23 protein-coding genes and 1 pseudogene are annotated in these 24,522 nt (G+C 37.3%); 5 read left to right on the forward strand and 19 right to left on the reverse strand.

Features of this window, described 5'->3' with window-relative positions; all coding sequences use genetic code 11:
- Positions 1-13: 13 nt before the first annotated feature.
- Positions 14-1,990 carry an alpha-ketoacid dehydrogenase subunit alpha/beta gene (locus ACZZZW_RS25115; protein ID WP_463497519.1) on the forward strand — a complete coding sequence of 659 codons (1,977 nt, stop codon included), beginning with the start codon at positions 14-16 and terminating at the stop codon, positions 1,988-1,990.
- A 94-nt stretch (positions 1,991-2,084) separates the two neighbouring features.
- Positions 2,085-3,722, forward strand: coding sequence for an adenine deaminase (gene ade / locus ACZZZW_RS25120; RefSeq protein WP_463497522.1), 1,638 nt, complete (start codon positions 2,085-2,087; stop codon positions 3,720-3,722).
- 88 nt (positions 3,723-3,810) lie between these two features.
- On the opposite strand, the gene ACZZZW_RS25125 is transcribed toward ade, so the two are convergent.
- The 3 genes and pseudogenes from ACZZZW_RS25125 to ACZZZW_RS25135 all read right to left on the reverse strand — a co-directional run bounded on the left by ACZZZW_RS25125 (position 3,811) and on the right by ACZZZW_RS25135 (position 7,249).
- Positions 3,811-4,419, reverse strand: a complete 609-nt coding sequence (locus tag ACZZZW_RS25125) for a SprT-like domain-containing protein (protein ID WP_463497525.1) — start codon at positions 4,417-4,419, stop codon at positions 3,811-3,813.
- Between the two features lie 130 nt (positions 4,420-4,549).
- Positions 4,550-4,926 (reverse strand): annotated as a pseudogene (locus ACZZZW_RS25130) (GxxExxY protein).
- Positions 4,927-4,981: 55 nt separating this feature from the next.
- Positions 4,982-7,249, reverse strand: coding sequence for a helix-turn-helix domain-containing protein (locus tag ACZZZW_RS25135; RefSeq protein WP_463497528.1), 2,268 nt, complete (start codon positions 7,247-7,249; stop codon positions 4,982-4,984).
- Positions 7,250-7,699: 450 nt separating this feature from the next.
- On the opposite strand from ACZZZW_RS25135, the gene ACZZZW_RS25140 reads away from it, so the two are divergent.
- The 3 genes from ACZZZW_RS25140 (at position 7,700) to ACZZZW_RS25150 (ending at position 11,278) form a co-directional block, all read left to right on the forward strand.
- Positions 7,700-9,283, forward strand: a complete 1,584-nt coding sequence (locus ACZZZW_RS25140; RefSeq protein ID WP_055913073.1) for a peptide chain release factor 3 — start codon at positions 7,700-7,702, stop codon at positions 9,281-9,283.
- Between the two features lie 703 nt (positions 9,284-9,986).
- On the forward strand, positions 9,987-10,142 hold the full coding sequence (locus ACZZZW_RS25145) for a hypothetical protein (RefSeq protein WP_157255491.1): 156 nt from the start codon (positions 9,987-9,989) through the stop codon (positions 10,140-10,142).
- 92 nt (positions 10,143-10,234) lie between these two features.
- Positions 10,235-11,278: a M10 family metallopeptidase domain-containing protein gene (locus ACZZZW_RS25150; RefSeq protein ID WP_463497532.1), complete on the forward strand. Its 1,044-nt coding sequence runs from the start codon at positions 10,235-10,237 to the stop codon at positions 11,276-11,278.
- Positions 11,279-11,493: 215 nt separating this feature from the next.
- Here ACZZZW_RS25150 and ACZZZW_RS25155 read toward each other — a convergent pair whose 3' ends face one another.
- The 16 genes from ACZZZW_RS25155 to argG form a co-directional block, all read right to left on the reverse strand.
- A complete protein-coding gene (locus ACZZZW_RS25155; RefSeq protein ID WP_463497535.1) occupies positions 11,494-11,784 on the reverse strand; it encodes a type II toxin-antitoxin system RelE/ParE family toxin in 291 nt (96 codons plus the stop codon).
- Positions 11,784-11,990, reverse strand: coding sequence for a DUF2683 family protein (locus ACZZZW_RS25160; RefSeq protein ID WP_055913082.1), 207 nt, complete (start codon positions 11,988-11,990; stop codon positions 11,784-11,786). Before ACZZZW_RS25160 ends, ACZZZW_RS25155 begins: the two co-directional genes overlap by 1 nt.
- 130 nt (positions 11,991-12,120) lie before the next feature.
- On the reverse strand, positions 12,121-13,374 hold the full coding sequence (locus ACZZZW_RS25165) for a pyridoxal phosphate-dependent aminotransferase (RefSeq protein WP_463497539.1): 1,254 nt from the start codon (positions 13,372-13,374) through the stop codon (positions 12,121-12,123).
- Positions 13,375-13,482: 108 nt separating this feature from the next.
- The gene (locus ACZZZW_RS25170; RefSeq protein WP_463497541.1) at positions 13,483-13,815 is read right to left on the reverse strand and encodes a type II toxin-antitoxin system RelE/ParE family toxin; all 333 of its coding nucleotides are present in this window, start codon (positions 13,813-13,815) and stop codon (positions 13,483-13,485) included.
- A complete protein-coding gene (locus ACZZZW_RS25175; protein ID WP_055913091.1) occupies positions 13,815-14,003 on the reverse strand; it encodes a hypothetical protein in 189 nt (62 codons plus the stop codon). Before ACZZZW_RS25175 ends, ACZZZW_RS25170 begins: the two co-directional genes overlap by 1 nt.
- An 18-nt stretch (positions 14,004-14,021) precedes the next feature.
- Entirely contained in the window at positions 14,022-15,353 is a 1,332-nt protein-coding gene (gene argH, locus ACZZZW_RS25180) for an argininosuccinate lyase (protein ID WP_463497544.1), read from the reverse strand.
- A gap of 221 nt (positions 15,354-15,574) precedes the next feature.
- Positions 15,575-16,639 (reverse strand): M20 family metallo-hydrolase, encoded by a 1,065-nt coding sequence (locus ACZZZW_RS25185; RefSeq protein ID WP_463497547.1) that lies wholly within the window; start codon positions 16,637-16,639, stop codon positions 15,575-15,577.
- A gap of 111 nt (positions 16,640-16,750) precedes the next feature.
- Entirely contained in the window at positions 16,751-17,560 is an 810-nt protein-coding gene (proC, locus tag ACZZZW_RS25190; protein ID WP_055913100.1) for a pyrroline-5-carboxylate reductase, read from the reverse strand.
- Between the two features lie 319 nt (positions 17,561-17,879).
- A complete protein-coding gene (gene argB, locus ACZZZW_RS25195) occupies positions 17,880-18,668 on the reverse strand; it encodes an acetylglutamate kinase (RefSeq protein WP_055913102.1) in 789 nt (262 codons plus the stop codon).
- A gap of 112 nt (positions 18,669-18,780) precedes the next feature.
- On the reverse strand, positions 18,781-19,755 hold the full coding sequence (locus tag ACZZZW_RS25200) for a Rossmann-fold NAD(P)-binding domain-containing protein (RefSeq protein WP_055913105.1): 975 nt from the start codon (positions 19,753-19,755) through the stop codon (positions 18,781-18,783).
- Positions 19,756-19,884: 129 nt separating this feature from the next.
- Positions 19,885-21,015, reverse strand: coding sequence for an aspartate aminotransferase family protein (locus ACZZZW_RS25205; protein WP_463497551.1), 1,131 nt, complete (start codon positions 21,013-21,015; stop codon positions 19,885-19,887).
- A gap of 31 nt (positions 21,016-21,046) precedes the next feature.
- Complete coding sequence (locus tag ACZZZW_RS25210; RefSeq protein ID WP_055913111.1) at positions 21,047-21,418, reverse strand: four helix bundle protein; 372 nt, start codon at positions 21,416-21,418, stop codon at positions 21,047-21,049.
- Positions 21,419-21,459: 41 nt separating this feature from the next.
- Positions 21,460-22,443: an N-acetyl-gamma-glutamyl-phosphate reductase gene (gene argC / locus ACZZZW_RS25215; RefSeq protein ID WP_055913114.1), complete on the reverse strand. Its 984-nt coding sequence runs from the start codon at positions 22,441-22,443 to the stop codon at positions 21,460-21,462.
- A 2-nt stretch (positions 22,444-22,445) separates the two neighbouring features.
- On the reverse strand, positions 22,446-22,904 hold the full coding sequence (locus ACZZZW_RS25220; protein WP_463497556.1) for a GNAT family N-acetyltransferase: 459 nt from the start codon (positions 22,902-22,904) through the stop codon (positions 22,446-22,448).
- Between the two features lie 4 nt (positions 22,905-22,908).
- Positions 22,909-23,259: a cupin domain-containing protein gene (locus ACZZZW_RS25225; protein ID WP_463497559.1), complete on the reverse strand. Its 351-nt coding sequence runs from the start codon at positions 23,257-23,259 to the stop codon at positions 22,909-22,911.
- Between the two features lie 71 nt (positions 23,260-23,330).
- The gene (gene argG, locus ACZZZW_RS25230) at positions 23,331-24,521 is read right to left on the reverse strand and encodes an argininosuccinate synthase (protein WP_463497562.1); all 1,191 of its coding nucleotides are present in this window, start codon (positions 24,519-24,521) and stop codon (positions 23,331-23,333) included.
- Position 24,522 lies beyond the last annotated feature (1 nt).

The raw sequence follows: 24,522 nt of genomic DNA on the forward strand, positions 1-24,522 counted from the left end.
TTAAATAACCCATATGCATTTCAATCGAGGCGATAAAGACAACAAATTCCTGCTGAATTTATATAAAAGATTGCTTTATCCCCGAATGGTTGAAGAGAAAATGCTCAAACTTCTACGCCAGGGGAGAATTGGAAAATGGTTTTCAGGAATTGGTCAGGAAGCCATTGCAGTAGGCAGTACTTTAGCGATGCATGGCAACGAATACATTTTACCGATGCACCGTAATTTGGGTGTCTTCACTTCGCGCAATATTCCTTTAAAGAAATTAATGGCCCAATGGCAGGGCAAAATTACCGGGTTTACTAAAGGTCGTGATCGATCCTTTCATTTCGGTACACAAGATTATAAAATCATTGGGATGATATCACATCTTGGCCCACAAATGGCCTTGGCAGATGGTATTGCATTGGCAGATTTGCTAGCCAATAGGCAACATGCAACCTTGGTTTATACAGGAGAGGGTGCCACCAGCGAAGGTGATTTTCATGAGGCAGTAAACGTTGCCGCAGTTTGGGGGCTTCCTGTTATTTTTCTCATCGAAAATAATGGATATGGTCTTTCCACTCCAAAATCAGAACAATTTAGGTGTAAAAACCTGGTTGATAAGGCCATTGGTTATGGGATAGAAGGTGTTCAGATAGATGGAAATAATGTACTGGAAGTTTACGATACCATCAATCAGCTGGCCAATGAAATCAGAAAAGATCCCAGACCTGTTTTGGTAGAATGCATGACTTTCAGAATGCGGGGCCATGAAGAAGCATCAGGCACTAAATATGTTCCGCAAGAAATGTTTGATGCGTGGGAAAAGAAAGATCCGTTAAACAATTACGAAGCCTACTTAGTTGAACAGGGTATTTTATCACCCGATAGCATTATTGACATCAAAATCCAGGTAAAAAGAGCTATAGAATTGGAAGTTGAAGAAGCTTTTAATGAAGAAGAACCTATTACGGATGCTGCTTTGGAAGAAAACGATATGTATTTTCCTCATGAGCAACAAGTAACGCTGCCTGTTGAAGCCTCTACAGAAAAAAGATATTTAGATGCCATAACCGATGGATTGGATCTGGCCATGCAAAAATACCCTAACCTGGTTTTAATGGGGCAGGATATTGCTGATTATGGTGGTGCTTTTAAAATCACAGATGGTTTTACCACCAAATATGGCAAGGGCAGAGTTCGCAATACTCCAATTTGCGAATCGGCCATTGTGGGAGCAGGGTTAGGCTTATCTATAAATGGCTTTAAAGCTGTGGTAGAAATGCAGTTTGCCGATTTTGTAACGGTAGGGTTTAATCAGATTGTGAATAACCTGGCCAAAACGCATTATCGCTGGGGCGAAAAGGCTGATGTGGTGGTTCGCATGCCTACAGGTGCAGGAACCGGTGCAGGCCCGTTCCACTCACAAAGTAATGAAGCATGGTTTACTAAAACACCAGGTTTAAAAATAGTTTATCCAGCTTTTCCTGAAGATGCAAAAGGCCTATTATTGGCTGCAATTGAAGACCCTAATCCAGTGTTATATTTTGAGCACAAATATCTCTACAGAAGTTTAATCGGTTCAGTACCCCAAGGGTATTACACAACTGAAATTGGCAAAGCAGTTATACTTGCAAAAGGAAGTAAATTTTCGATCATTACTTATGGATTGGGCGTACATTGGGCTTTGGATTACCTGAAAGAATATCCCGAATGCGGGGCTACACTAATTGATTTGCGTACACTACAGCCTTGGGATAAAGAAGCTGTTAAAACAGTCGTTAAGGCAGCCGGTAGGGTGTTAATTTTGCACGAAGATACCTTAACAAATGGTTTTGGTGCCGAATTATCTGCATGGATTGGAGAACACTGTTTCTCTGACCTCGATGCGCCGGTAATGCGTTGTGCGAGTTTAGATACTGCAATTCCAATGAGTAAAATATTAGAAGACGATTTTTTAGCTAAAGCAAGATTAGCAGAAACAATTGATAAATTATTAAAATATTAAATGGTTTTGCCGCAGAGACGCAGAAAATCACGGATAACACATTCATTTAATTCCGTTGCAATCCTCGTTTCCCTGGCGAATTTATATAAACAGCATGAGCACTTTTAAAGTTGAAGGAAATATAATTAACATCAGGGAGCGAAATATTTTCTTTGGCGAAGTTGAAGTTGAGGATGGAAAAATAAAATCAATCAATAAAATTTCTGAACAGAAAGAGGGGGCGCATTATATTTCGCCCGGGTTTATTGATAGTCATGTACACATTGAAAGCAGCATGTTGATTCCAAGTGAGTTTGCACGTTTGGCAGTAGTTCATGGTACTGTTGCTACCATTAGCGATCCACATGAAATTGCTAACGTATGTGGAATGGAAGGTGTAGAATTTATGATAGAAAATGGCAATACTGTCCCTTTTAAATTCAATTTTGGTGCGCCAAGCTGTGTTCCGGCTACTATTTTTGAAACTGCCGGTGCTGAATTAAATCATGATGATGTAAAGTCGCTTTTAGAACGCCCGGAAATAAAATACCTGAGTGAAATGATGAATTTCCCTGGGGTGCTAAATAAAGATGAAGAAGTTTTAAAAAAGATTGCAGCTGCGCACCATTTAGGCAAACCAGTAGATGGCCATGCACCGGGTTTGCGGGGAGAGGCTGTTCAACAATACATTAATGCCGGAATTTCTACCGATCATGAATGTTTTACTGCTGATGAAGCATTGGATAAGTTACAGCGTGGCATGAAAATCCTTATCCGCGAAGGAAGTGCTGCTAAAAATTTCGACGCATTAATTGATCTGCTGAACGATTGGCCTGAAATGATGATGTTTTGCAGCGATGATAAACACCCCGATAGTTTAGTAGAAAACCATATTAACGAGCTTTGTGCAAGATCGATAGAAAAAGGAATTGATCTATTTAATATACTTCAAGCTGCCTGCATCAATCCCATTCTTCACTATAAATTAGATGTAGGCTCACTCCGGATCAATGATGATGCAGATTTTATTATACTCGAAGATTTAAAAAACTTCAAGGTTAAACAAACCTATATTGATGGATTACTACTTGCCGAAAACGGTAAAACAGTGGGCAATTGGGTAATACATTTGGAAGATCGCGAATCGGTAAATCATTTCAATTGCAGCCTAAAAAAGGAAGAGGATTTTATTTATCCCTTTAACGGACAAGAAGAAATTCCTGTAATTGAAGCTTTGGATGGACAATTGATCACCAACAGATTATTAGCTATACCAAAAGTTTTAAATAGTAATATCGTAAGTGATACTGAAAACGATATTTTAAAAATGGTTGTGGTAAACCGTTACCATGATGCGCCTGTTGCAATATCTTTTGTAAAGAATTTTGGACTGAAAGAAGGTGCTATTGCATCAAGCGTTGCGCACGACAGTCATAATATTATCGCAGTTGGCGTGGATGATAAAAGTATATGCGAAGCGGTAAATCTCGTAATTAAAGAAACCGGTGGCGTGGTTGCAATGGGTAATGGAAAAGAAGAAGTTTTAGCTTTACCTGTAGCAGGGTTAATGAGTAATCAAAATGGTTATAAAGTAGCAGAAAGTTATACCTCAATTGATCAATTTGCGAAAGATTTAGGTGCTACACTTATAGCTCCATTTATGACACTTTCTTTCATGGCTTTATTGGTAATACCGCATTTAAAATTGAGCGATAAAGGTTTGTTTGATGGAAATGAGTTTAAGTTTTTATAATAAGGCTTTCGTCACCCTGAATTTATTTCAGGGTCTTCATTAAAGAAAGATACTGAAACAAGTTCAGTATGACGATCCTGATAAAAAATTATTCTATCACAAAAACCTCGGCCAAAGGATTAAACAAATATAACCTTTTATCATCTAAGCAAACACATCGATAGCGTTTCCTGATTCTTTCGCCCTTGGTAAAACGCCTGCCATCCTTAATTTTAAAGGTGGTATTAATCGGCAATTGCTCTAAATGTAAAGTTTCGGTTTTATTGCTATCGTATTTTTTTAAAGCACGCGATAAATGTAAATCAGAACAGCTGGATGCCGCCGGGTTAGACATGTAATTATCAATCGCTTTATGAATATCATCAGGAAAAATATTCAACTCAAAAAAAGGCACCATCATCCGCTGAAAGTTTTTCTTCCATTCCGAACCGTGTGGCTTCACTTTATTCTTAAAATCATTCCAGGTAAGTAAATGGGCAAATTCATGCACGGTGGTAACCAGAAAAGCGAAATGATTGAGATTGAAGTTTACGGAAATGCGATGACCTTTACCTTGATAAGGATGACGGTAATCGCCCAATTTTGTAGAACGGGTTTTGGCAATCTTAAATTCGCACTGAAAATAATCTATCCATTTTGCAATTAGCGGTGCCGCTTGTTCGGGCATGTACTGCGCTAAAACTTTAACCTTTTCCACAGACGCTAAGATAAATAATTTTAAGGTTTAACCACAAAGAATACAAAGTTTACACCGACAAAACAGAGTATTACCATAACCCTTTTTAACCACTGAGTAAACTGAGTATGCACAGAGAAAACAGAGTATTTCAATATCCATTTACAACGCGCCTAATTCCATCTTTCAATCTTAAAACATTAAAATTCATTAATAGGCCAAATCTATATCCACCCAATTTCATATAGGTTAACGTTTGTGCAAGATGAATATCATTTAGGGAATCTATACTTTTTAATTCCAAAACCAGACTATTCTCAACCAAGATATCAATTCGATAACCACAATCCAACCTTAGATCTTCAAATCGCAGAGGCATCATTTTTTCTTTTCAACTTGAAAACCTGCCTTATTGATCTTGTAAAACAAACATTCTTTATAGGCATTCTCTAACAAACCAAGCCCGAGAGCTGTATGAACATCTATAGCCAACCCAATAATGGTTCTTGTTAATAAATCTTCTTTCATAGCGCTTTGTGTTCTCTGTGCCTTACCTCGGTTTTCTCTGCGGTTAAACTTTGTTCTATTCTTCCGATGGAAACAACGATGCCAGCACCAACTTAATCTCTCCAAATGAATAATCTTTACCTAAAAACTCTCTTATTGTAGCCATCGATTTTGTTTTCTGACTTTCTATCGCATCACTTATATTTTTGATTTTATTGGCTTTTACCAATTTGGTTACATCAAGTTGCTGGGTAGAAACATAATAAGCGAGATGCCCTTCGATGGTTCCAGAAGAAAAACCACGCTCTTTTGCAATTTCCTCAATGGTTTTACCCTGTTCGTAAAGCTCAAAACTTACCAGCTTTGTATCAACTTTTGGTTCTTTTTTCTTTTTGTCGGCAGCCGATTTTACCTTAAGCGTTTCGCCCTTTAATTGAATTGCTTTTTGAAGTTGATTATTTCTTTCAACAGTATTTAATAGCGCATCGGTATCGGCTTTGCTAAATTCTTTCCCAGCAATAAGTGCCTGAAGCAAAGCTTTACTTTTATGCATCTTTTTTAATTGCTCATACACTAAAATTTCAAGTTCGAGCAGCTCAGTTACATACGTTTTAATTTGTTTTTCTTCTTTTATGGCTTCAATTTGGGCAAGAAAACGGTCGGATATTTCCTTAACCAGAGGATTGAAATATTTTAATGCAGCCTCTACCCTTTTCGATACATTGAATAAAGTATGCTCGGTTTGCTGTGCGAATAAATTTTTCAATTGATTAACAAAAGTATCGGCTGTAGCAGTGATTTTTTGGAAATCTGTATAAATTGTATCCGTCCAGTCTTCATACCGCTGTTTGGTTGATTTTTCACTTTTGTCGAAAGTCTGGCGGTGTTCTTTCAAATAGTAACGGATCAGGTTTAGGTCGAATGCAGCAATCAGGTAACTTCGAATAAAGCTATAACTCTCCAGACTGATCTGCTCGTTCAAAATCTCAGATGGTTGTTTCGTTTTAGAAAAATAATGCACATTCTGGTCCTGTTGCAAACCACTATCACGAAGATGAGAAGTTAGCACCAATCCTTTTAGCGAGCGTAAACGCGACAATGCCACATAGGCCTGGCCGGGAGCAAAAGCATCGCCAACATCAATAATCGCTTTATCGAAGGTTAAACCCTGACTTTTATGTACCGTAATGGCCCAGGCAAGTTTTATAGGATATTGAATAAACGAACCCGCAACATTTTCTTTAATCTCGTTTGTTGCTTCATCCAGTTTATACTTAACGTTTTCCCAAGTATAAGGTGAAATCTGAATCACTACTTTATCTTCGGGCAGTTCAATCTCAATCAGATCTTTTTCAATATGATGCACCACACCAATTTTACCGTTGTAATATCGCTTTTCAGCAGTCATATCATTTTTGATAAACATGACCTGTGCCCCAACCTTTAGTTCCAAACTTTTATCATTAGGGTAAGCGTACTCATTAAACTCTCCCTGAACCTTTGCTTCAAAAAAATAAGATTTGGTTTTCAGCTGGGTTAATCTTTCGCGGTTAATACTATCGGCTTTATTGTTATGCGTGGTTAAGGTAATATAATTTTCATCAGCAGAGGGCTTAAAATCCTGTTTATAATGCTGTTTAAGCAAGGCAGTATCCTCGGTCGTGATTTTATTGTTGCGTAAATTGTTCAGCAGATCAATAAAAACAGCATCATCCTGGCGGTAAATTTTATCAAGTTCAATATATATTGGGGGATTATCCTGTAGTGCCAAGGCATCAAAAAAATAAATGCTTTTATAAAATTTGGCCATAATGCGCCACTCATCATTTTTCACTACCGGAGGCAGCTGATGCAGATCGCCAATAAATAATAGTTGTACCCCTCCGAACGGAAGATTTCTATTTCTCCGCACATAACGTAGCGCAAAATCAATCGCATCAAGCATATCAGCCCGTAACATACTCACTTCATCGATTACGAGCAACTCCAGTTCCTGCAACATACGCCGTTTATTGCCCTGCATATTCAGGTGTTTTACTAACGTTTTAGGGGTATTGAAATTGAAGTTAATATTTTCATTGATCAACCCTCCTGCAACATCCGGAAAAAAAGCTCCAAAAGGCATCTGAAACAGCGAATGGATAGTAACCCCGGATGCATTTATGGCAGCAATGCCTGTCGGGGCTACAATCAGTGCTTTTTTATGTGTTAGTTTAATCAGTTTCCTTAAAAATGTTGTTTTACCTGTTCCTGCTTTCCCTGTTAAGAAAACATGTTTTGAGGTATAATTAACAAATTTAGCCGCAATTTCTGCGGGCATAGAAGTTTCTTCTAAAGTGGGCATCGGCAGTAAAATTATAGTTTACAATAAACGGAGGGATGAATAAAGCTAAACATTTTAGCACAAAACTAAACAATGATTGATGAGAAAATTTATTTTTCAATAGATAATTTTTAGCAATCACACATTCTTCTTTCTACAAATCCCCTTCTTGCAATAAAGATCTTTCGAAGCATAAGCAAAGGGCAGCTTCCTCCGCAATTTTCACACCGGAATTAAATCGGAGCTATAGTATATGGCATAACTATAATTTCGAAAGTACTAGGGTATTAATTTCAGATTATTGCTAATATTGAATCTATTACACACAAACTAAAACAATACAACAACCTAACAATTAATGATAAAGCTTTTTCTTATCTTTGCGGCCAGATGAAACAACAATATTCAAATCTTATAGCTGTTAAATTCCTTTAACAAGGTTTCATCTCTTTTTATACCCAAAATTTTATTATGCTTAACCCCGAAATAGAAAAACGTAAAACCTTTGCCATTATTAGTCACCCCGATGCGGGCAAAACCACACTGACAGAAAAATTTCTGCTTTTTGGTGGTGCCATTAATACTGCAGGAGCGGTAAAAAGGAACAAAGCGAACCAAAGTAACACCTCCGATTTTATGGAGATTGAGAAACAACGTGGTATCTCGGTGGCAACTTCGGTTATGGGTTTCGAGTACAGTGGTAAACGCATTAATATTTTAGATACACCTGGTCACAAAGATTTTGCCGAAGATACTTACAGAACTTTATCGGCCGTAGATAGTGTTATTTTGGTTGTAGATTGTGTAAAAGGTGTGGAGGAACAAACGGAAAAACTAATGTCGGTTTGCCGCATGCGGAATACGCCTGTAATTATCTTTATTAACAAAATGGACCGTGAAGGTAAAGAAGCTTACGATTTACTCGATGAAATTGAAGAAAAACTGAACATCAGCCTTTGCCCACTTTCTTGGCCAATTGGCCAGGGGCATACATTTAAGGGTGTTTACAGCATTTATAACAAACATTTAAATTTATTTAATTCAGATAAAACCAAAGTAACCGATTCTGTGGTTGCGGCCAGCGATTTAAACGATCCATCGCTACTAAATTATCTTAAAGAAAACGAGATCAATGCATTAAAAGATGACGTTGAGCTGGTTGATGGAATTTACGGCAAAATTGATAAGGATTTATATACTGATGGTTTGGTTGCTCCTGTGTTTTTTGGGAGTGCGATAAATAATTTTGGAATAAAAGAGCTTTTAGATACGTTTATTGATATCGCTCCGAGTCCTCGGCATCGTGAAGCGGAAGAACGTGATGTATTGGTAGAAGAAAAGAATTTTAGTGGTTTTGTTTTTAAAATTCATGCCAATTTAGATCCAAAACACCGTGATAGGATTGCCTTTTTAAGGATTTGCTCTGGCAAATTTGAGCGTAACAAATTTTATTATCATACCCGTCAGGATAAGAAATTAAAATTCTCTAACCCAATGGATTTTATGGCGAATGAGAAAAGTATTGTTGAAGAGGCATGGCCAGGTGATGTAGTAGGTTTATATGACAGTGGCAACTTTAAAATTGGCGATACGCTTACCGAAGGCGAAAAACTGCAATTTAAAGGCATTCCGAGTTTCTCTCCTTCGATTTTTAAAGAAGTAGAAAATATGGATCCAATGCGTACCAAACAATTGGAAAAAGGAATTGAGCAGTTAACCGATGAAGGTGTAGCGCAGTTATTTGTAATGCAGCCAGGAAACAGGAAAGTGATTGGCGCAGTTGGTGAACTTCAGTTTGAGGTAATCAACTTCAGGTTGGAGCATGAGTATGGTGCTAAATGTCGCTTCCGTACTTTGAGTTATACCCGCTCTAGCTGGGTAACTTCTACTGATCGGAAAAAACTGGATGAATTTGTTAAGCGAAAACAACAACATATTGGCTTTGATAAAGAAGCCAACCCGGTTTATCTTGCCGATAGTGAGTACATGATTAACTTAACAAAACAAGATTATCCTGATATTGAATTCCATAAAACAAGCGAATTTAAAAGCTAAGCCGAATTCTGAATAAAACTTTTAAATAAGATTAACCTTATAGACTTTAAAATCTGTGAGGTTTTTTTATGTATAAACATTTAATAAAATAATTCTTTTCATAGGTTTAAGCTTAAGAAACCAGGGCGTTAAACGTCATTGAGTTAAAGCTACCGACAAACATAATTTGGATAGGGTGTAAATCATTCAAATAAGGGGTCAAAATCACATTAATAAGCATGGCCTATTTTATATATAATTGTTTAGGCTATATTAAGTAAAATGCCATTGTAGGTATATATACTAAATCATTCAAAATATTAGAATAAAAAATACATTTATAATAGTGATCTAGACAGAATAATTATCAATTCATGCTTCCACCAAATATGAGTCTATTGCATATCAGAGCAAGATATTAGTGCACCTACTATTTAGACAACGATTTAGCACTAACCCAAATATTGGTTTTATTTGCTTGCAGATAATACTTTTTTCATAGACTATAACTGATCCAAAGTGAAACAACACAACTGAAGCAAATTAATTAAGATCCTTTTTTGTGTAAAATTTAACTTACAATACATAGTTAGTAAAGATACATCCTATCAGGACTAGTTTTTCGTGTAAAATAATTCCTTTGGGGCATATTGATAGCAAGTGTTCGTTTACATTTGTTAACCCAGCCCGCTCAGCAGGCAATCGTCTACCTAACCTAAAACCTATGAAAAGAAACATCAAAAAGATTTCCATCGTTGCAATGGGATCAATTGCAATTACGCCTTTCAATAAAATAATGAAGCCTTTAGCCTGGCAGAAAGCGTTTAAAAGCCAATACAGTTTTAAAGTATGTTCTATACCTTATTGTTCGGGCAGTTAATCGTATTACCAAATAACAGATTCTTTAAATTAAAACCTAAAAGCAGTTTACTTACCTAATCAAATTTAGTTTGCTGTAAATTATCTACCATCATGAAAAAAATTCTATTTATAGCAGTGTTAGCCCTGCTTTTCAGTTGTAAAAAAACAACTCCTCCTACAGTTCTGGTTCAACCAAAAGTTTATAGTTTTGACACCGGCCAAAATTCGTCTTTAATGTTCCAGGATGGCGAAAGCTTGGCTGTATATACATCAGAGGCGCGCCGTTTAAAAATTTCAAGCGTATTGAGCATTAAAGCCGCTACAGAAAAATCAATCGAAATATCAAATTTTGCACCTGTAGATCTTGAAGATGCTATTGTATTAATTACCATAAAAGGACGGGAAAAACCTATTCAGTTACTAAAAATTAAAAAAATAAGGGCGCATGGTACCCAAATCATCAATTACCCTTTTGTGGATGGAGAAAGCAATTTTATCGACATAAACGGCAACGTAGTTGATCTTTCAGAATATAAAACAACAGGAATACCTGTAGCAGATGTTCAATTTGATTTTTCAGGGGAAAATACGCTTATAAAAAAACTGAAAAAGCTATCCGTTCTAAAATGGGATGTAAGATTTGCAGACTTCGACACGGATAATAATCCAAATGATAGCTGGAAAGAAGATCTTACCCCCGCAGATGTTAGACTTTTCACAGGCCTTTTAATCAATTACGCATACCTTATGCAAGATGAAGGCACAAAGAAGGAATTTCTGGCCGAGCCGATAAGCATTAATGATGATGCTGAGTTTTTAACCTTGTACGAAAAACAATCCACTTATCAGGATATACTGAATATCAACAGAATTAATGCAGGAGTAGTGGTTGGCATTAATGGTTTAGGGGGTGGAAGTACGTTTGGAATGGCCGAATGGGTTTTGAGAACTTACCTTAAAGAAGATATTTCTGCCGTTGCAGTACACGAGCTTGGACATGTAGTAGGTTATGCACATTCTTCATCGATGACCTATCCTAGAAATGGCCATGGATTTACGGTTGCCTGCTCAAGAAACTACGAGAAAATAGCCAATGCCAATGAATTTCCTATTACCAAAGATAATTATTACAAACCAGCAGATTTTATTGACTAGCTTCGGATTAAAGAGCTTTATTCGAGGCTACAACCTAACTGTATAAAGGTTTAGACGAAGCAGCTTTAGCTTTTTAATATTCAAAAGAAGCAAAGCCAGCGAGTAAATTGAGATGATGTTAATATCATCAAATTATCTTTGTATTAGCACTAAAATAATGCCCCCAAAAGTTTTATAGTAGACTTAGGGGGTTTTATTCTTTTTGAAATAAAAAGTTAAAAAAACATAGGTTCTTGTCTGTTATCCCAAAAGAAAAGTATTTCTATCCGATCGGGCTTAACTTCATAAAAGAAAGAAGAAATCTTTTTGATCAATCCCTGTCGGATATTAGGGTCAAAATCAGTTTCCTTATAAAGGAATGGTGAATCGCCGATTAATGATAGGGTTTTAATTGTGTTCTTTTTGAAATCACTTACGGCTTTCGCTCCTAATCTGTCGTTTATCTGAGCACAAATAGATTCAAAAGTTAAATATGCTGTTTCAGATATAACTACAGGCAGGCTCATTAGAGATTCGAAATTTTCTTTTTGAATTCCTCTAAAGAAAAACTTTTACCGGCTTTGATGTCCTCTTGTCCTTTTTTTATGCCAGATAAAACATGGGCTGGTAAAGAATTTTCTTTCCTTATTTCATACGGCACTTCCAATGCTTTAAGAAATGCCTTCAAGGCCTTTTCTTGTATTTTATCAGGATGAACAAGATAAGTTTCCATATTGGTTTGATTTAAATCTAATATACAAATTTACTATTATTAAATAATAACCTTTGCAAATTAGCATTGTTCTAACATTTGATAAAACCTCTTCAATACTAATTGAAGAGGTTTTATCAATATCATAAGCTTATTTTAGCTTGCTTAAAGCTGCTTTAATCCTCGGTAACATTTCTTTTATATCCTGCAAGGTACAGGCCCCAACTGATGCTCTGAACCAAGGCATACTATCTTCATTTCCGAAAGCAGAAAATGGAACCAATGCTGCTCCTGCTTCATTAATAAGATAGAAATTTACATCAGCACTATCTTTTAAAATCTGTCCATCTTCTGTGGTCTTTCCGATGTAATCGATTTTTATTGTTAAATAAATAGCACCCATTGGCTCAACTGCGTCAACATTAAAACCATCAGCTTTTAAATCGTTAAAGCCGTTATAAAGTGCGTTTAAACTGTCTTGAATTTTATCCTTAAAGCTGTCTAAAAATGCATCAACCTGTACTTTATCATTAAAATAGTTAGACATAGCCACCTGTTCCGCTTTTGGCGCCCAGGCACCCATATGACCAACAAGGGCTTTCATCCTATTGATAATATCTTCCGGACCAAAACCCCAACCCACACGCACACCTGTTGCAGCCAAACATTTAGAACTACCATCTACAAATACTGTGAATGGCCTCATTTCCGGACGTAAAGAAACTGGATTTACATGCTCTTTTCCAAAAGTTAAAAGTGAATAAATCTGATCATACATCATATATAATGGCTTCTCATCAGCTCCACGTGAAGCATTTTCTTCCAAAACTGCATCACATATTTCAGCCAAAGAATCGGCATCGAACATCGTTCCGGTAGGATTTAAAGGCGAACATAACGCCAATAAAGTTGCACCTTTTAAATGAGGTTTTAACTGAGCAGCTGTTGGCATAAAATTATGCGCTGCATCGGTTTCTACTGCAATGGTTTTTGCCGAAGTTAAGTGCGAGTAATGGTTGTTATTCCATGATGGTGCAGGGAAAACCACGGTATCTCCAGGATCGATCAAAGCCAGGTACGTGGCATAAATTAACGGACGGGAACCTCCAGATACTAAAATACTATTGGTATTGTATTCCAATCCAAACCTATCCTTTAACAATTCTGAAACTGTTTCTCTTAGGGGTAAGACACCATCAGCAGGTGGATAATTGGTTTGATTGGCGTTATAAGCCTCCACAATTCCAGCCTTTAACTCAGTTGGTATCGGGTAAATATTTGAATCAAAATCACCTATGGTTAAGTTAGCGATTGAAGCACCCTTGCGTTTCATTTCGTTAACCTCGTTACCAATTTTTATAATTTCTGAACCAATTAATGAACTGGCTAATACTGAAACTTTCATCTGTTTATATTTTCGTTATGTTGATCCGCCATCATGATTTGATAGTAATTCCATTATGGAACATCATGAAGAAGTGATTTTGTATGTTGAATGCTGATGTTAGCAGCTTTATAATGCTTTTATTATTATTTGAAGTTCCTTTTTATCAATACTACTTTCTTCCGATTTATCGTAGAGTGTTAACATATTAATAATTGTACCATCAGCACTGTTAGAAACTAAATAAGTTATTATTCTAAATCCGCCGCTTTTACCTTTTCCTTTGCTTTTTATAGCAAGCCTAATTTTATATAAACCTGCGCCCAGATCATTGCCTTGGTGTGGATTTTCAAGAAGTTGTTCTTCAAGCCGATAAAGATCTTCTACCAGGGAAAGGTATTTCTTTTTATAGATTTTAGCTTTCTTGATAAATACAGCTGAATAAATAACCTCATTAGCCATTAAATGTCTTTTAAACTTAAAGACTTCCGTTTACCTTGCTGTATCTCTTTAATTTCTTTTAAAGCCTGGGCAATTTCAGAAGTTATCTGGTTAGTTGGTTCTGATTTAACTTTTGCACCAATTTTGCTAAGGAATTCTTTCACAAAACCTGCATCTTTATCCTTAATTTCTATTGTTAAAGTCGTCATAGCTACAAATTTAGCAAATTATTTAACCAAATCTTCTATTGCTTTATTCACTTTCCCGAAACCAAATTGAGCCAATACATTCTGCATGGCTGTAACGATTTGCTCGTTGCACAGGTTGCCGATGCTGCCTTCATGTGTGTGATGTATTTGGCCGGATGGTGCAAAACTACCATTTTCTATCTGCTCGCCAACAATTTTGTAAGCTTCTCTAAATGGAACGCCTTGCAAAGCAAGATCATTCACCACTTCAACACTAAATAGGTAGTCGTATTTTTTATCTTTTAAAATATCATCTTTTATAGTGATGTTCTGAAACATAAAAGTGGCGATCTCCAAACATTCGTTTAACGAGGTAATGGCTGGAAATAGGTTTTCTTTTAACAATTGTAAATCGCGGTGATAACCAGAAGGCAAGTTGGTAATCATCATGGCTATTTCATTCGGCAAAGCCTGGATTTTATTGCAGCGCGAGCGGATCAACTCAAAAACATCAGGATTTTTTTTGTGTGGCATAATGCTTGAACCTGTGGTAAGCTCTGCCGGAAAACTGATGAACCCAAAATTTTGATTGATAAATAAACACACATCCATAGCCATTTTAGCCAATGTTGCCGCAACAGCAGACATGGCCTGACCTAGAATTCTTTCTGTTTTACCACGACCCATCTGAGCATAAACCACATTATAGTTTAAGCTTTCAAAGCCCAGCAAATTTGTTGTTAAAGTTCTGTTTAAAGGGAATGAAGAACCGTAACCGGCGGCAGAACCGAGAGGGTTTTTATTGCATATTTTCCACGCAGCCAACATCAGTTCCATATCATCAGCAAGGCTCTCTGCATATGCACCAAACCACAAACCAAATGAAGATGGCATGGCAATCTGCAAATGCGTATAACCCGGCATCAATTTATCTTTGTGCGTATTGCTTAACTCAATTAACTGATTAAATAAGGTTGATGTTTGCCCAACCATATCTTCTATACAAGCCCTGAAAAACAACTTTAAATCTACCAAAACCTGATCATTACGTGATCTGCCACTATGAATTTTCTTACCGGCTTCTCCAATGCGTTGGGTTAGCAGCCATTCTACCTGAGAGTGTACATCTTCTACACTGTCTTCGATGGTGAAGTTTCCGGCTTCAATTTGTGCATAAATATTTTTCAGCTCTTGCTGAACTGTTTGCAATTCTTCGGCGGTTAGCAAATTAATGGTTTCCAACATTTGAGTATGCGCCAAAGAGCCCAATACATCAAACTTTGCCATTTGCAAATCCAGTTCACGGTCTTTCCCAACGGTAAAACTTTCTACAAATTGATTAACATCTATATTTTTTTGCCAGATTTTCATTCTATCTCATTTTAAAAGATAATGAACTCCGCTAAGCAGATTCATTATAATTTTATTTAACTATGGAATTATAAAGTTTTACGGATTTTGCAAATATTTTGAACATTGTTCAGGATTTATTACAGTTCCAGGCAAGAAAACTCATCCTGTGCTGTAAAACCATCTATTAATTCTTTTTTATCGAATAAAGTGTTTGCTATACATACCTCCCAATGACCGTTTTATTGTACAACCGGTTTTAGCATATTTACATATCCCTCAACACCCTCTGCCACCTCGTTAACATACAAAAACTCATCGGCCATGTGTGAACGACCTGAAAAACCTGGGCCGCATTTTACGGATGGAATATCCAGCAAGGCCTGATCTGACGTGGTTGGTGAACCATAAGTAGTTCTTCCAAGCGAAACACCAGCCTGCACAACGGGATGGTTTTTATCAATTGAAGATGGCTTTAAACGGATAGAACGCGGAGTTACGTCACAATCCACGTTCGAACGGATAATTTCTAAAACCTCTTCATTGGTATAAGCATCAGTAACCCGAACATCTACGGTGAAAGTACAATTAGCAGGAACAACGTTATGTTGAGAACCTGCATTAATAATGGTAACCGTCATTTTTAAAGAACCAAAAACTTCTGATACCTTGGGAAACTGATAATTTCTAAACCATTCGATATCTTTTAGGGCTTTGTAAATGGCATTCTCTCCTTCTTCGCGGGCAGCATGACCTGCTTTTCCGTGCGCTACACAATCCAGCACCAATAAACCCCGTTCGGCAATTGCTAAATTCATTTCTGTTGGTTCGCCAACTATACCAAATTCCAATTCGCCTAAATCTGGCAAAACCAATTCTAAACCATTATTACCAGAAATTTCTTCCTCAGCAGTTGCGGCCAGACAGATGTTGTATTTTAAATTTTCTTGCTCGTAATAATATAAAAAGGCACCTATTAAAGAAACTAAACAACCTCCAGCATCGTTACTGCCCAAACCAAATAACTTATCGCCTTCAATTGCAGCATCATAAGGATCGCGGGTATAACCTGAATTTGGCTTAACCGTATCGTGATGTGAATTTAAAAGTAATGTGGGCTTTTTTGCATCAAAATGCTTGTTGTAAGCCCAAATGTTATTCATTTTACGCTGAGTTTTAACCCCTCGCTCTTCCAAAAATTGAGCGATTAAATTCGCTGTCCGGTCTTCTTCTTTACTGAAAGATTGGATGCGGATTAACTGTCGCAATAAATCCAGACTTTCTTTTTGTATATTTTCTAATGACATATTATCAAGTAGTTGGCATCCGGTATCAAGACTGGGTCTTTAAACCTTTTACCTTTATTATCTTTCAGTTTCAATTTTAAGATTGGTAATAAAAACCAAACCCTACATTACCTAACCTTCTTTTGTGTATAAATTCCCTGCTTTTAAAGCCGAAAGCTTAATACCTTTAATTAATGAAGAACTAAAACCATTGTGTTCCATTTCGTTTAATCCGGCAATGGTACAACCTTTCGGCGAAGTTACTTTATCTATCTCTGATTCTGGGTGTGTTCCGTGCAATAAAAGCAAATCTGCTGCTCCTTTTGCCGTTTGAACTGCCATTTTTAAAGCTTCATCGGCATGGAAACCAATTTCTACCCCACCTTGCGATGCAGCCCTGATGGCCCTTAAAAAAAACGCAATCCCACAGGCACAAAGCGCTGTAGCAGAAGTCATTAAATCCTCATTTATTTTCACAACCGAGCCTACAGTTTCGAACATTCTGGTCACATCTTCAATATTTTCCGATGAAGCATTATCGCTTGCCATACATGTCATGGATTGCCCGATGGCAATTGCCGTATTTGGCATTACACGGATTACCTCTACCTCCTCACCTAATTTTTCTCTAACCGCTGCACAACTCACCCCTGAGATAACCGAAATAACCAAATGTTTTGCGGCATCTATCGAAGTGTTAATTTCATCTAAAACGGTATTTAATTGTTGGGGCAGAACAGCCAAAATTACAACATCAGCATCAACCACAGCCTGTTTATTGTTATTGCTAACGTTAAAACCAGCTTCTGCGAAAGATTTTAAATGATCGGTATTTCTACGGGTAAGCGTAATATCGGCAGCTTGAGCAAAGTTGGCCTTTACTAAGCCTTTTGCTAAAGATAAACCGATGTTTCCACTACCAATTATGGCTATTTTTTTCATGTGGTTCGTTTTTATATTGTTTCAGTTGATTACTGATTAATTTTCTTTGGAAAAGTAATTGCAGTAATGCTATTGATATTTAGTCCTGCTATCCGTTACAAGCCCGATGAAAAATCGGGGCTTTTCAATACTATCAGGTTTATTTTGCAAAAGCAGCAGTAATCGGTTTCTTTTCCTAGCTAGCCCATTATTTTTACACGATTAAGAACATCAGACTAAAAATTCTTTGCATGCTTCGTGCTTTAGTGGTCAAAATGCTTAAAAAATATTTCTAGGCACATCGCTAATACCTTTTCCTTCAACCTTTTTGCCTTCAACCTTATTTCAGCATCTTAGTTCCAAAAGTTTCTGCTGCAAGTTCAGCAAGCTCATCGGCTTTTCCTATATATACTGCCGAAACCCCTTTTTTAATTGCTTCAAAGGCATTGTGTAATTTTGGGATCATACCACCTTGTACGGTTCCATCGGCTTTTAAACCTTCAAATTCATCAGCCTTGATTTCTTTTACAACAGAACCGTCATCATTTACATCTTTGAGTACACCCTTTTTCTCAAAGCAATATACCAAACGTGTTTCGTATAATGATGACATTGCCACTGCAACGGAAGATGCAATGGTATCGGCATTGGTGTTTAAAAGCTGAGTATCCCCATCGTGTGTTATGGCGCATAATACAGGCACCAAACCGGCAGTTAGTAAAGAATCTAAAGTTGTTGCAGAAACAGAATTTTCATCCAGATCACCCACTAAGCCGTAATCAATTTCTTTAACCGGACGTTTTTTTGCTTTGATGATATTTCCATCAGCACCTGTTAAGCCAATGGCATTGCTTCCTTTGGCTTGCAACTGCGCAACCATATTTTTATTAATCAATCCGGCATATACCATGGTTACAATCCGCAGGGTTTCGATATCAGTAATTCTTCTACCCTCAACCATTTTAGCTTCAATGCCTAACGATTCTCCTAATTCAGTTGCAATTTTACCCCCGCCGTGCACCAGAATTTTATCTCCTGGCAATGCTGTAAAATCCAATAAAAACTGATGCAGGTTTTCGGAATTATCGATAACATTTCCACCGATTTTTATGATTGTGAGTTGTTTCATAATTTATTCTTATCGTGGTTCGTGTCTCCACCAAACACATTAATACTTTTGTTTTACCATATTAACAATTTCGGCTCTTGAGAACACAAGCCTAGGCACATGGCAATAGTTATTATTTCAATTCCTCCAATATCGCTTTAATCACCGCCTGTGCAGCCCATAAACGGTTCCCGGCTTCGTGGATCACCAAAGAATTTGGTCCGTCCAATATCTCTGATGACAATTCCAGATCACGGCGCACTGGCAGGCAATGCATCACTTTAGCATTGTTGGTAAACTTCAACTTCTCGTTATTCATCATCCAGCCATCCGGATAAGTTAATACCTTTCCGTATTCTTTGTAACTGCTCCAGTTTTTTACATAAACATAATCTGCGCCAGCCAAAGCTTCTTCTAAATTGTATTGAATATCGGCATTTGGTGTAAAGTCTTCTGAAAGTTCATAACCCTCGGGCTGGGCGATTGTAAAATCTATCATCCCCTCGGCCTGGGCTTTACACATCCACTCTGCAAAAGAGTTTGGCACCGCCTGAGGTAATGCTTTAACATGAGGTGCCCAAGCTAAAACTACCTTAGGTTTGCGGCCATCAGGTTGCTTTGTCCAGGTTTCGTGGATGGTGATAATATCAGCAAAGCTTTGTAAAGGGTGACGTGTAGCACTCTCTAAACTTACTACTGGTACAGCACAATATTTCACAAATTTATTAAAGAAATCTTCGCTGTAATCTTCCTCACGGTTATTTAATTTCGGGAAAGAACGAAGGCCTAAAATATCACAATACTGACCCATAACGGCAGCTGCTTCGCGGATATGTTCAACTGTTGAGCCGTTCATTACCACACCATCCTGGGTTTCCAAAGCCCAACCTTCTTTATCCATGTTCATCACCATAACATTCATACCCAGGTTTAGGGCAGCTTTTTGTGTACTTAAACGGGTACGTAAACTTGGATTCATGAATACTAAGCCCAAGGTTTTATTTTTACCTAAACCTTGGTGCGCGTAAGGATTTGCTTTTAATGCAAGGGCATCGTTTACAAATTGTTTGATGCTTGGAACATCATGTACGGAAGTGAAAAGTTTCATTTTTAATATAAATTAATTTATCCCTGATCCGTCACTCTGAATTTATTTCAGGGTCTTTTTCTACTGTAGATGCTGAAATAAATCCGATAACTATCGGATCAGCATGACGATCGACCAAATACACAATATCTATTTTACTAATTTTCTAAAAGCAGCTAAAAATTCATCAGCATGTGCTTTTGTTAAATTTAAAGCTGGCAGTAAACGGATTACGTTAGGTTTTGCCTCACCTGTAAAAATATGATGGGTAAACAATAATTCTTTTTTTACATGTGCGAGTTCTGCAGGTAATTCGATACCGATCATTAAGCCACGGCCACGAACCTCTACAACCTGCTCAAATTTTTTCAATTCGGTAACCAAATAATCGCCAATTTCTTCAGCGTTTTTCATTAAGTTATCTTGTTCCATTACTTCGAGCACTGCCAAAGCGGCCGCACATGCTAAATGGTTACCTCCAAAGGTTGTACCCAACTCGCCGTGCCAAGGTTTAAATTTTGGGGCGATAGAGATTCCCGCTACCGGAAAGCCGTTACCCATCCCCTTTGCCATGGTATATACATCGGCTTCAACACCGGAGTAATCATGCGAGTAAAAAAGGCCTGTTCTGCCATAACCGCATTGAACTGAATCGGCAATGTATACAGCATTATATTGATCACAAAGTGAACGGATTTTTTGTAAGAAACTTTTTGATGCTTCCTTTATGCCCCCAACGCCCTGGATACCTTCGATAATTACTGCCGAAATTTCATCGCCTTGTGCTTTAAAAGTATCTTCTAAAGCCACCTCATTGTTAAATGGCAAGAAGATAACATTTTCTGTCTGGTTAACTGGCGCTACAATTTTAGGATTATCAGTTACGGCAACAGCCAACGATGTACGTCCGTGGAAAGCACCGGTAAAAGCAATTACTTTTTTTCTGCCATTGTAAAATGAAGCCAATTTTAAAGCATTCTCGTTAGCTTCGGCACCTGAATTACACAAAAATAATTGGAAATCCTTTTTGCCAGACACTTCACCAAGCTTTTCTGCAAGTTGGACCTGCAAAGGAATTTTTACTGAATTTGAATAAAAACCAACTTTATTTAACTGATCAGTCAAACGGCTAACATAGTGAGGGTTGGTGTGACCGATTGAAATTACGGCATGTCCGCCATATAAATCTAAATATTGTTGTCCGTTAGCATCCCAAACATTACTGCCTGCTGCTTTGGTTATTTCTATATCGTTAAGTGGGTAAACGTCGAATAGTTGCATTTTATAAGGTATAAGGTTTGAGGTGTAGGGTTTAAGGTTTTTTCACTCCACTTCTCAAAAATTTTAAAAATGAAATTAGCATTGCCCTAACTTCGTTAATTGAATTGTTTACTTTTAAATAATCATCTTCGCTTATATACTTTAATTCAGAAGCACATAAACAGCAATAATCTATCTCGTTTGCAGAACCTAAAGCATTATCAAGAAAATGTGCAAAATCCTTATCAGTAAATCTTCCACATCCTTCAACTATGTTCAAGGGAATTGATAAAGAAGCTCTGGTAAGTTGTGAGGTTAATTCAAATCGCTCTTCTTTTGGAAATTGAGTTGCAATATTCTTTTTGATGAACATATTTAGCTCATGTGCTTTTTTCCAAACGTCAAGTTTTTTATAATCTCTCATGCTTTTACCTTACGCCTTAAACCTTACACCCTCTACCGTAATTAAAAATTCGCTGCTTTTAACCTAAGTCCGGCTGTTTCATCCAGGCCAAACATTAAATTCATGTTCTGAACAGCTTGTCCGCTGGCACCTTTAAGTAGGTTATCGATAATGCTGATGATAAATAATTTACCGCCATGTTTTTCTACATGAACAAGTGCTTTATTGGTATTTACAACCTGTTTTAAATCGATATTGTTCCTGCTTGCATGTGTGAAAGGATGATTGCTATAATATTCTTCGAAGATCTTTTGCGCTTCTTCCAAACTTAAATCGCTTTCTAAATACATGACAGCTAAAATTCCCCTGGTAAATGCACCACGTTGAGGGATAAAATTTAGTGCTTCAGAAAGTGAGGGCTGCAATTGCAATAAACTTTCACTAATTTCATTCAGGTGCTGATGTTCAAATGCTTTATAGATGGAAAGATTATTGTTTCGCCAGCTGAAGTGTGAGGTGGTGGACAAACCTTGTCCGGCACCGGTTGAACCTGTTGTGGCGTTAATGTGAACTTCTTTCTGGATCAAACCCTTTGCGGCCAATGGCAACAGACCCAATTGGATACAAGTAGCAAAACAGCCTGGATTGGCAATATTTTTGGCCGTTTTAATTTTATCACGGTTCAATTCTGGCAATCCGTAAACAAATTCGCGGTTTTCGAATGTCGATTTTTCATGTAACCTGAAATCCTGAGATAAATCGATAATTTTAATATTCTCATTGATTGGGTTAGCAGCTAAGAACTTTTTCGCGTCGCCATGACCAACACAAAGAAAAAGTACATCAATATCTTGTGGAATATCGCTTACAAATTTTAAATCTGTATCGCCTATCAAATCGGTGTGTACATCAGAAATCAGGTTTCCGGCGTTGCTTGTACTGTTTACAAAAGCAATTTCAACATTTGGGTGATTAACCAGAATGCGTAACATTTCGCCTCCTGTATAACCTGCACCACCGATTATTCCTGCTTTAATTTTATTCATCTCTATGAGTTTAATGCTATTTTATAAAGAAAAAATTCTTCGTCATTTCCCTGTTTTACAAAACCTATACTTTCGTATAAATGCTGGGCAATGTGATTATCAATAGCGGTTTCCAATTGTACAAATGTAGATCCATTGGTTTTAGCAAAATCCATGGCTTTTTTAATCAATTTTTCGCCTATTCCTTGCTTTCGGTAAGCTGTATCAACATACAAATCGTTCAAAATCCAGTTTTTACTCAATTTGACCGACGAATATTTAGCATACAACTGCGTAAAACCTACTGTTTTTTGAGTATTGCGATCAATGGCAGCAAAAACGATGGATTCATTATTTTGCAATCTTTCATCTAAGAAAGCCTTAGCCATTCCGATATCCGAAAACTGACTATAGAAAATACGATATTGGTTAAACAGGCCAGCCACTAAATGTGCTTCTTCCGGTCCAATCTGGTTAATCATTATATTATTCACAATCGGTTCTGTCATTTTGAGTTGATGGATATGAAAAAAGTACAAATTCCAAATCATCAACGCCATTGTTCATGATTTTATGCTTATCTCCAGCTTTAATCTGTAAACCTGTATTGGCTTCAACGGTAAAAATCTCGCTTTCAATTAAAAATGTGGCCTCTCCTTTCAATATGAAGAAAAACTGCTCCGCATAAGTATGAAAATGTAATTTTTCAGCGGTTTGGGCTGGCATTAACTCTTGTTTAATTGCTACCTCTGGCTTGCTTATAAAATTCCATCCATCACAGTTATCTCCCCATTTATAGTGGCTTAAACAATTATATTTTGAAAGAATTTCACTCATTTTTATTGATCAAGTATCAGAAAAAGGCAAGTTTCTATGTTGCCTTTTCCATCATCCTTTTTATATAAAGCCTATGCTTCTTCACTATTTACCTTGTGCCAGATCATCACCTGGTTACCAAATATTTTAGAGAAACCTTTCACATCTTCTCCGCTCCAGGCATTGTTCATTTCACCGTAGCTACCAAATTTATTGCTCATTAAATCATGGTTAGATTCAATTCCGATAATCTGGAAACGGTACGGCAACAATTCTACAAACACTTTACCGCTCACAAATTTTTGTGTATCCGCCAAAAATGCCTCGATATTCCGCATAATCGGATCGTGAAACTGACCTTCATGCAGCCAGTTACCATAAAAAGATGACAGTTGCTCTTTCCAGCTTAGCTGCCATTTGGTTAAGGTGTGTTTTTCTAAAGTATGGTGTGCTTTGATAATGATAATCGGACCCGCAGCCTCAAAACCTACACGGCCTTTAATACCGATAATGGTATCACCAACGTGGATATCTCTGCCAATACCGAATGGCTGGGCAATGGCCTGTAACTTTTGGATTGCACGAACAGGTGCTAGTGTTTCGCCATCAATGGCAACCAATTCGCCTTTTTCGAATGTTAATTCAACTTTACGCGATTCTGTTTCCGACACCTGGGTTGGCCATGCACTTTCTGGTAAAGTTTCATTTGAGGTTAAAGTTTCTTTTCCTCCTACCGAAGTTCCCCATAAACCTTTGTTAATCGAATATCTTGCTTTTTCAGCACTGTATTCTACACCATGCTGGGCTAAATATTCAATTTCTGCTTCGCGGGATAATTTTAAATCTCTTATTGGGGTTATGATTTCAACTTCCGGAATTAAAATGTTAAAAATCATATCAAAACGAACCTGATCGTTACCAGCTCCTGTACTTCCATGTGCTACATAATCAGCACCGATTTTTTTTACATAATTGGCAATAGCAGTGGCCTGACTTACACGCTCTGCACTAACAGATAATGGGTAAGTAGCATTTTTTAATACGTTACCAAAAACCAGGTATTTAATGCAACCCTCATAATAACTTTCTTTTTCATCAACAACAGCATGCGATTTTACGCCCAAAGCATATGCTCTTTTCTCAATTTCCTGCAACTCTTCGTCAGAGAAACCACCAGTGTTTACAATTACTGAGTGAACTTCCAATCCGCGATCCTGTGCCAGGTAAATACAACAAAATGAGGTATCTAAGCCTCCGCTAAATGCTAAAACAACTTTTTTCATG

This window comes from Pedobacter sp. AC379, from assembly GCF_979258145.1.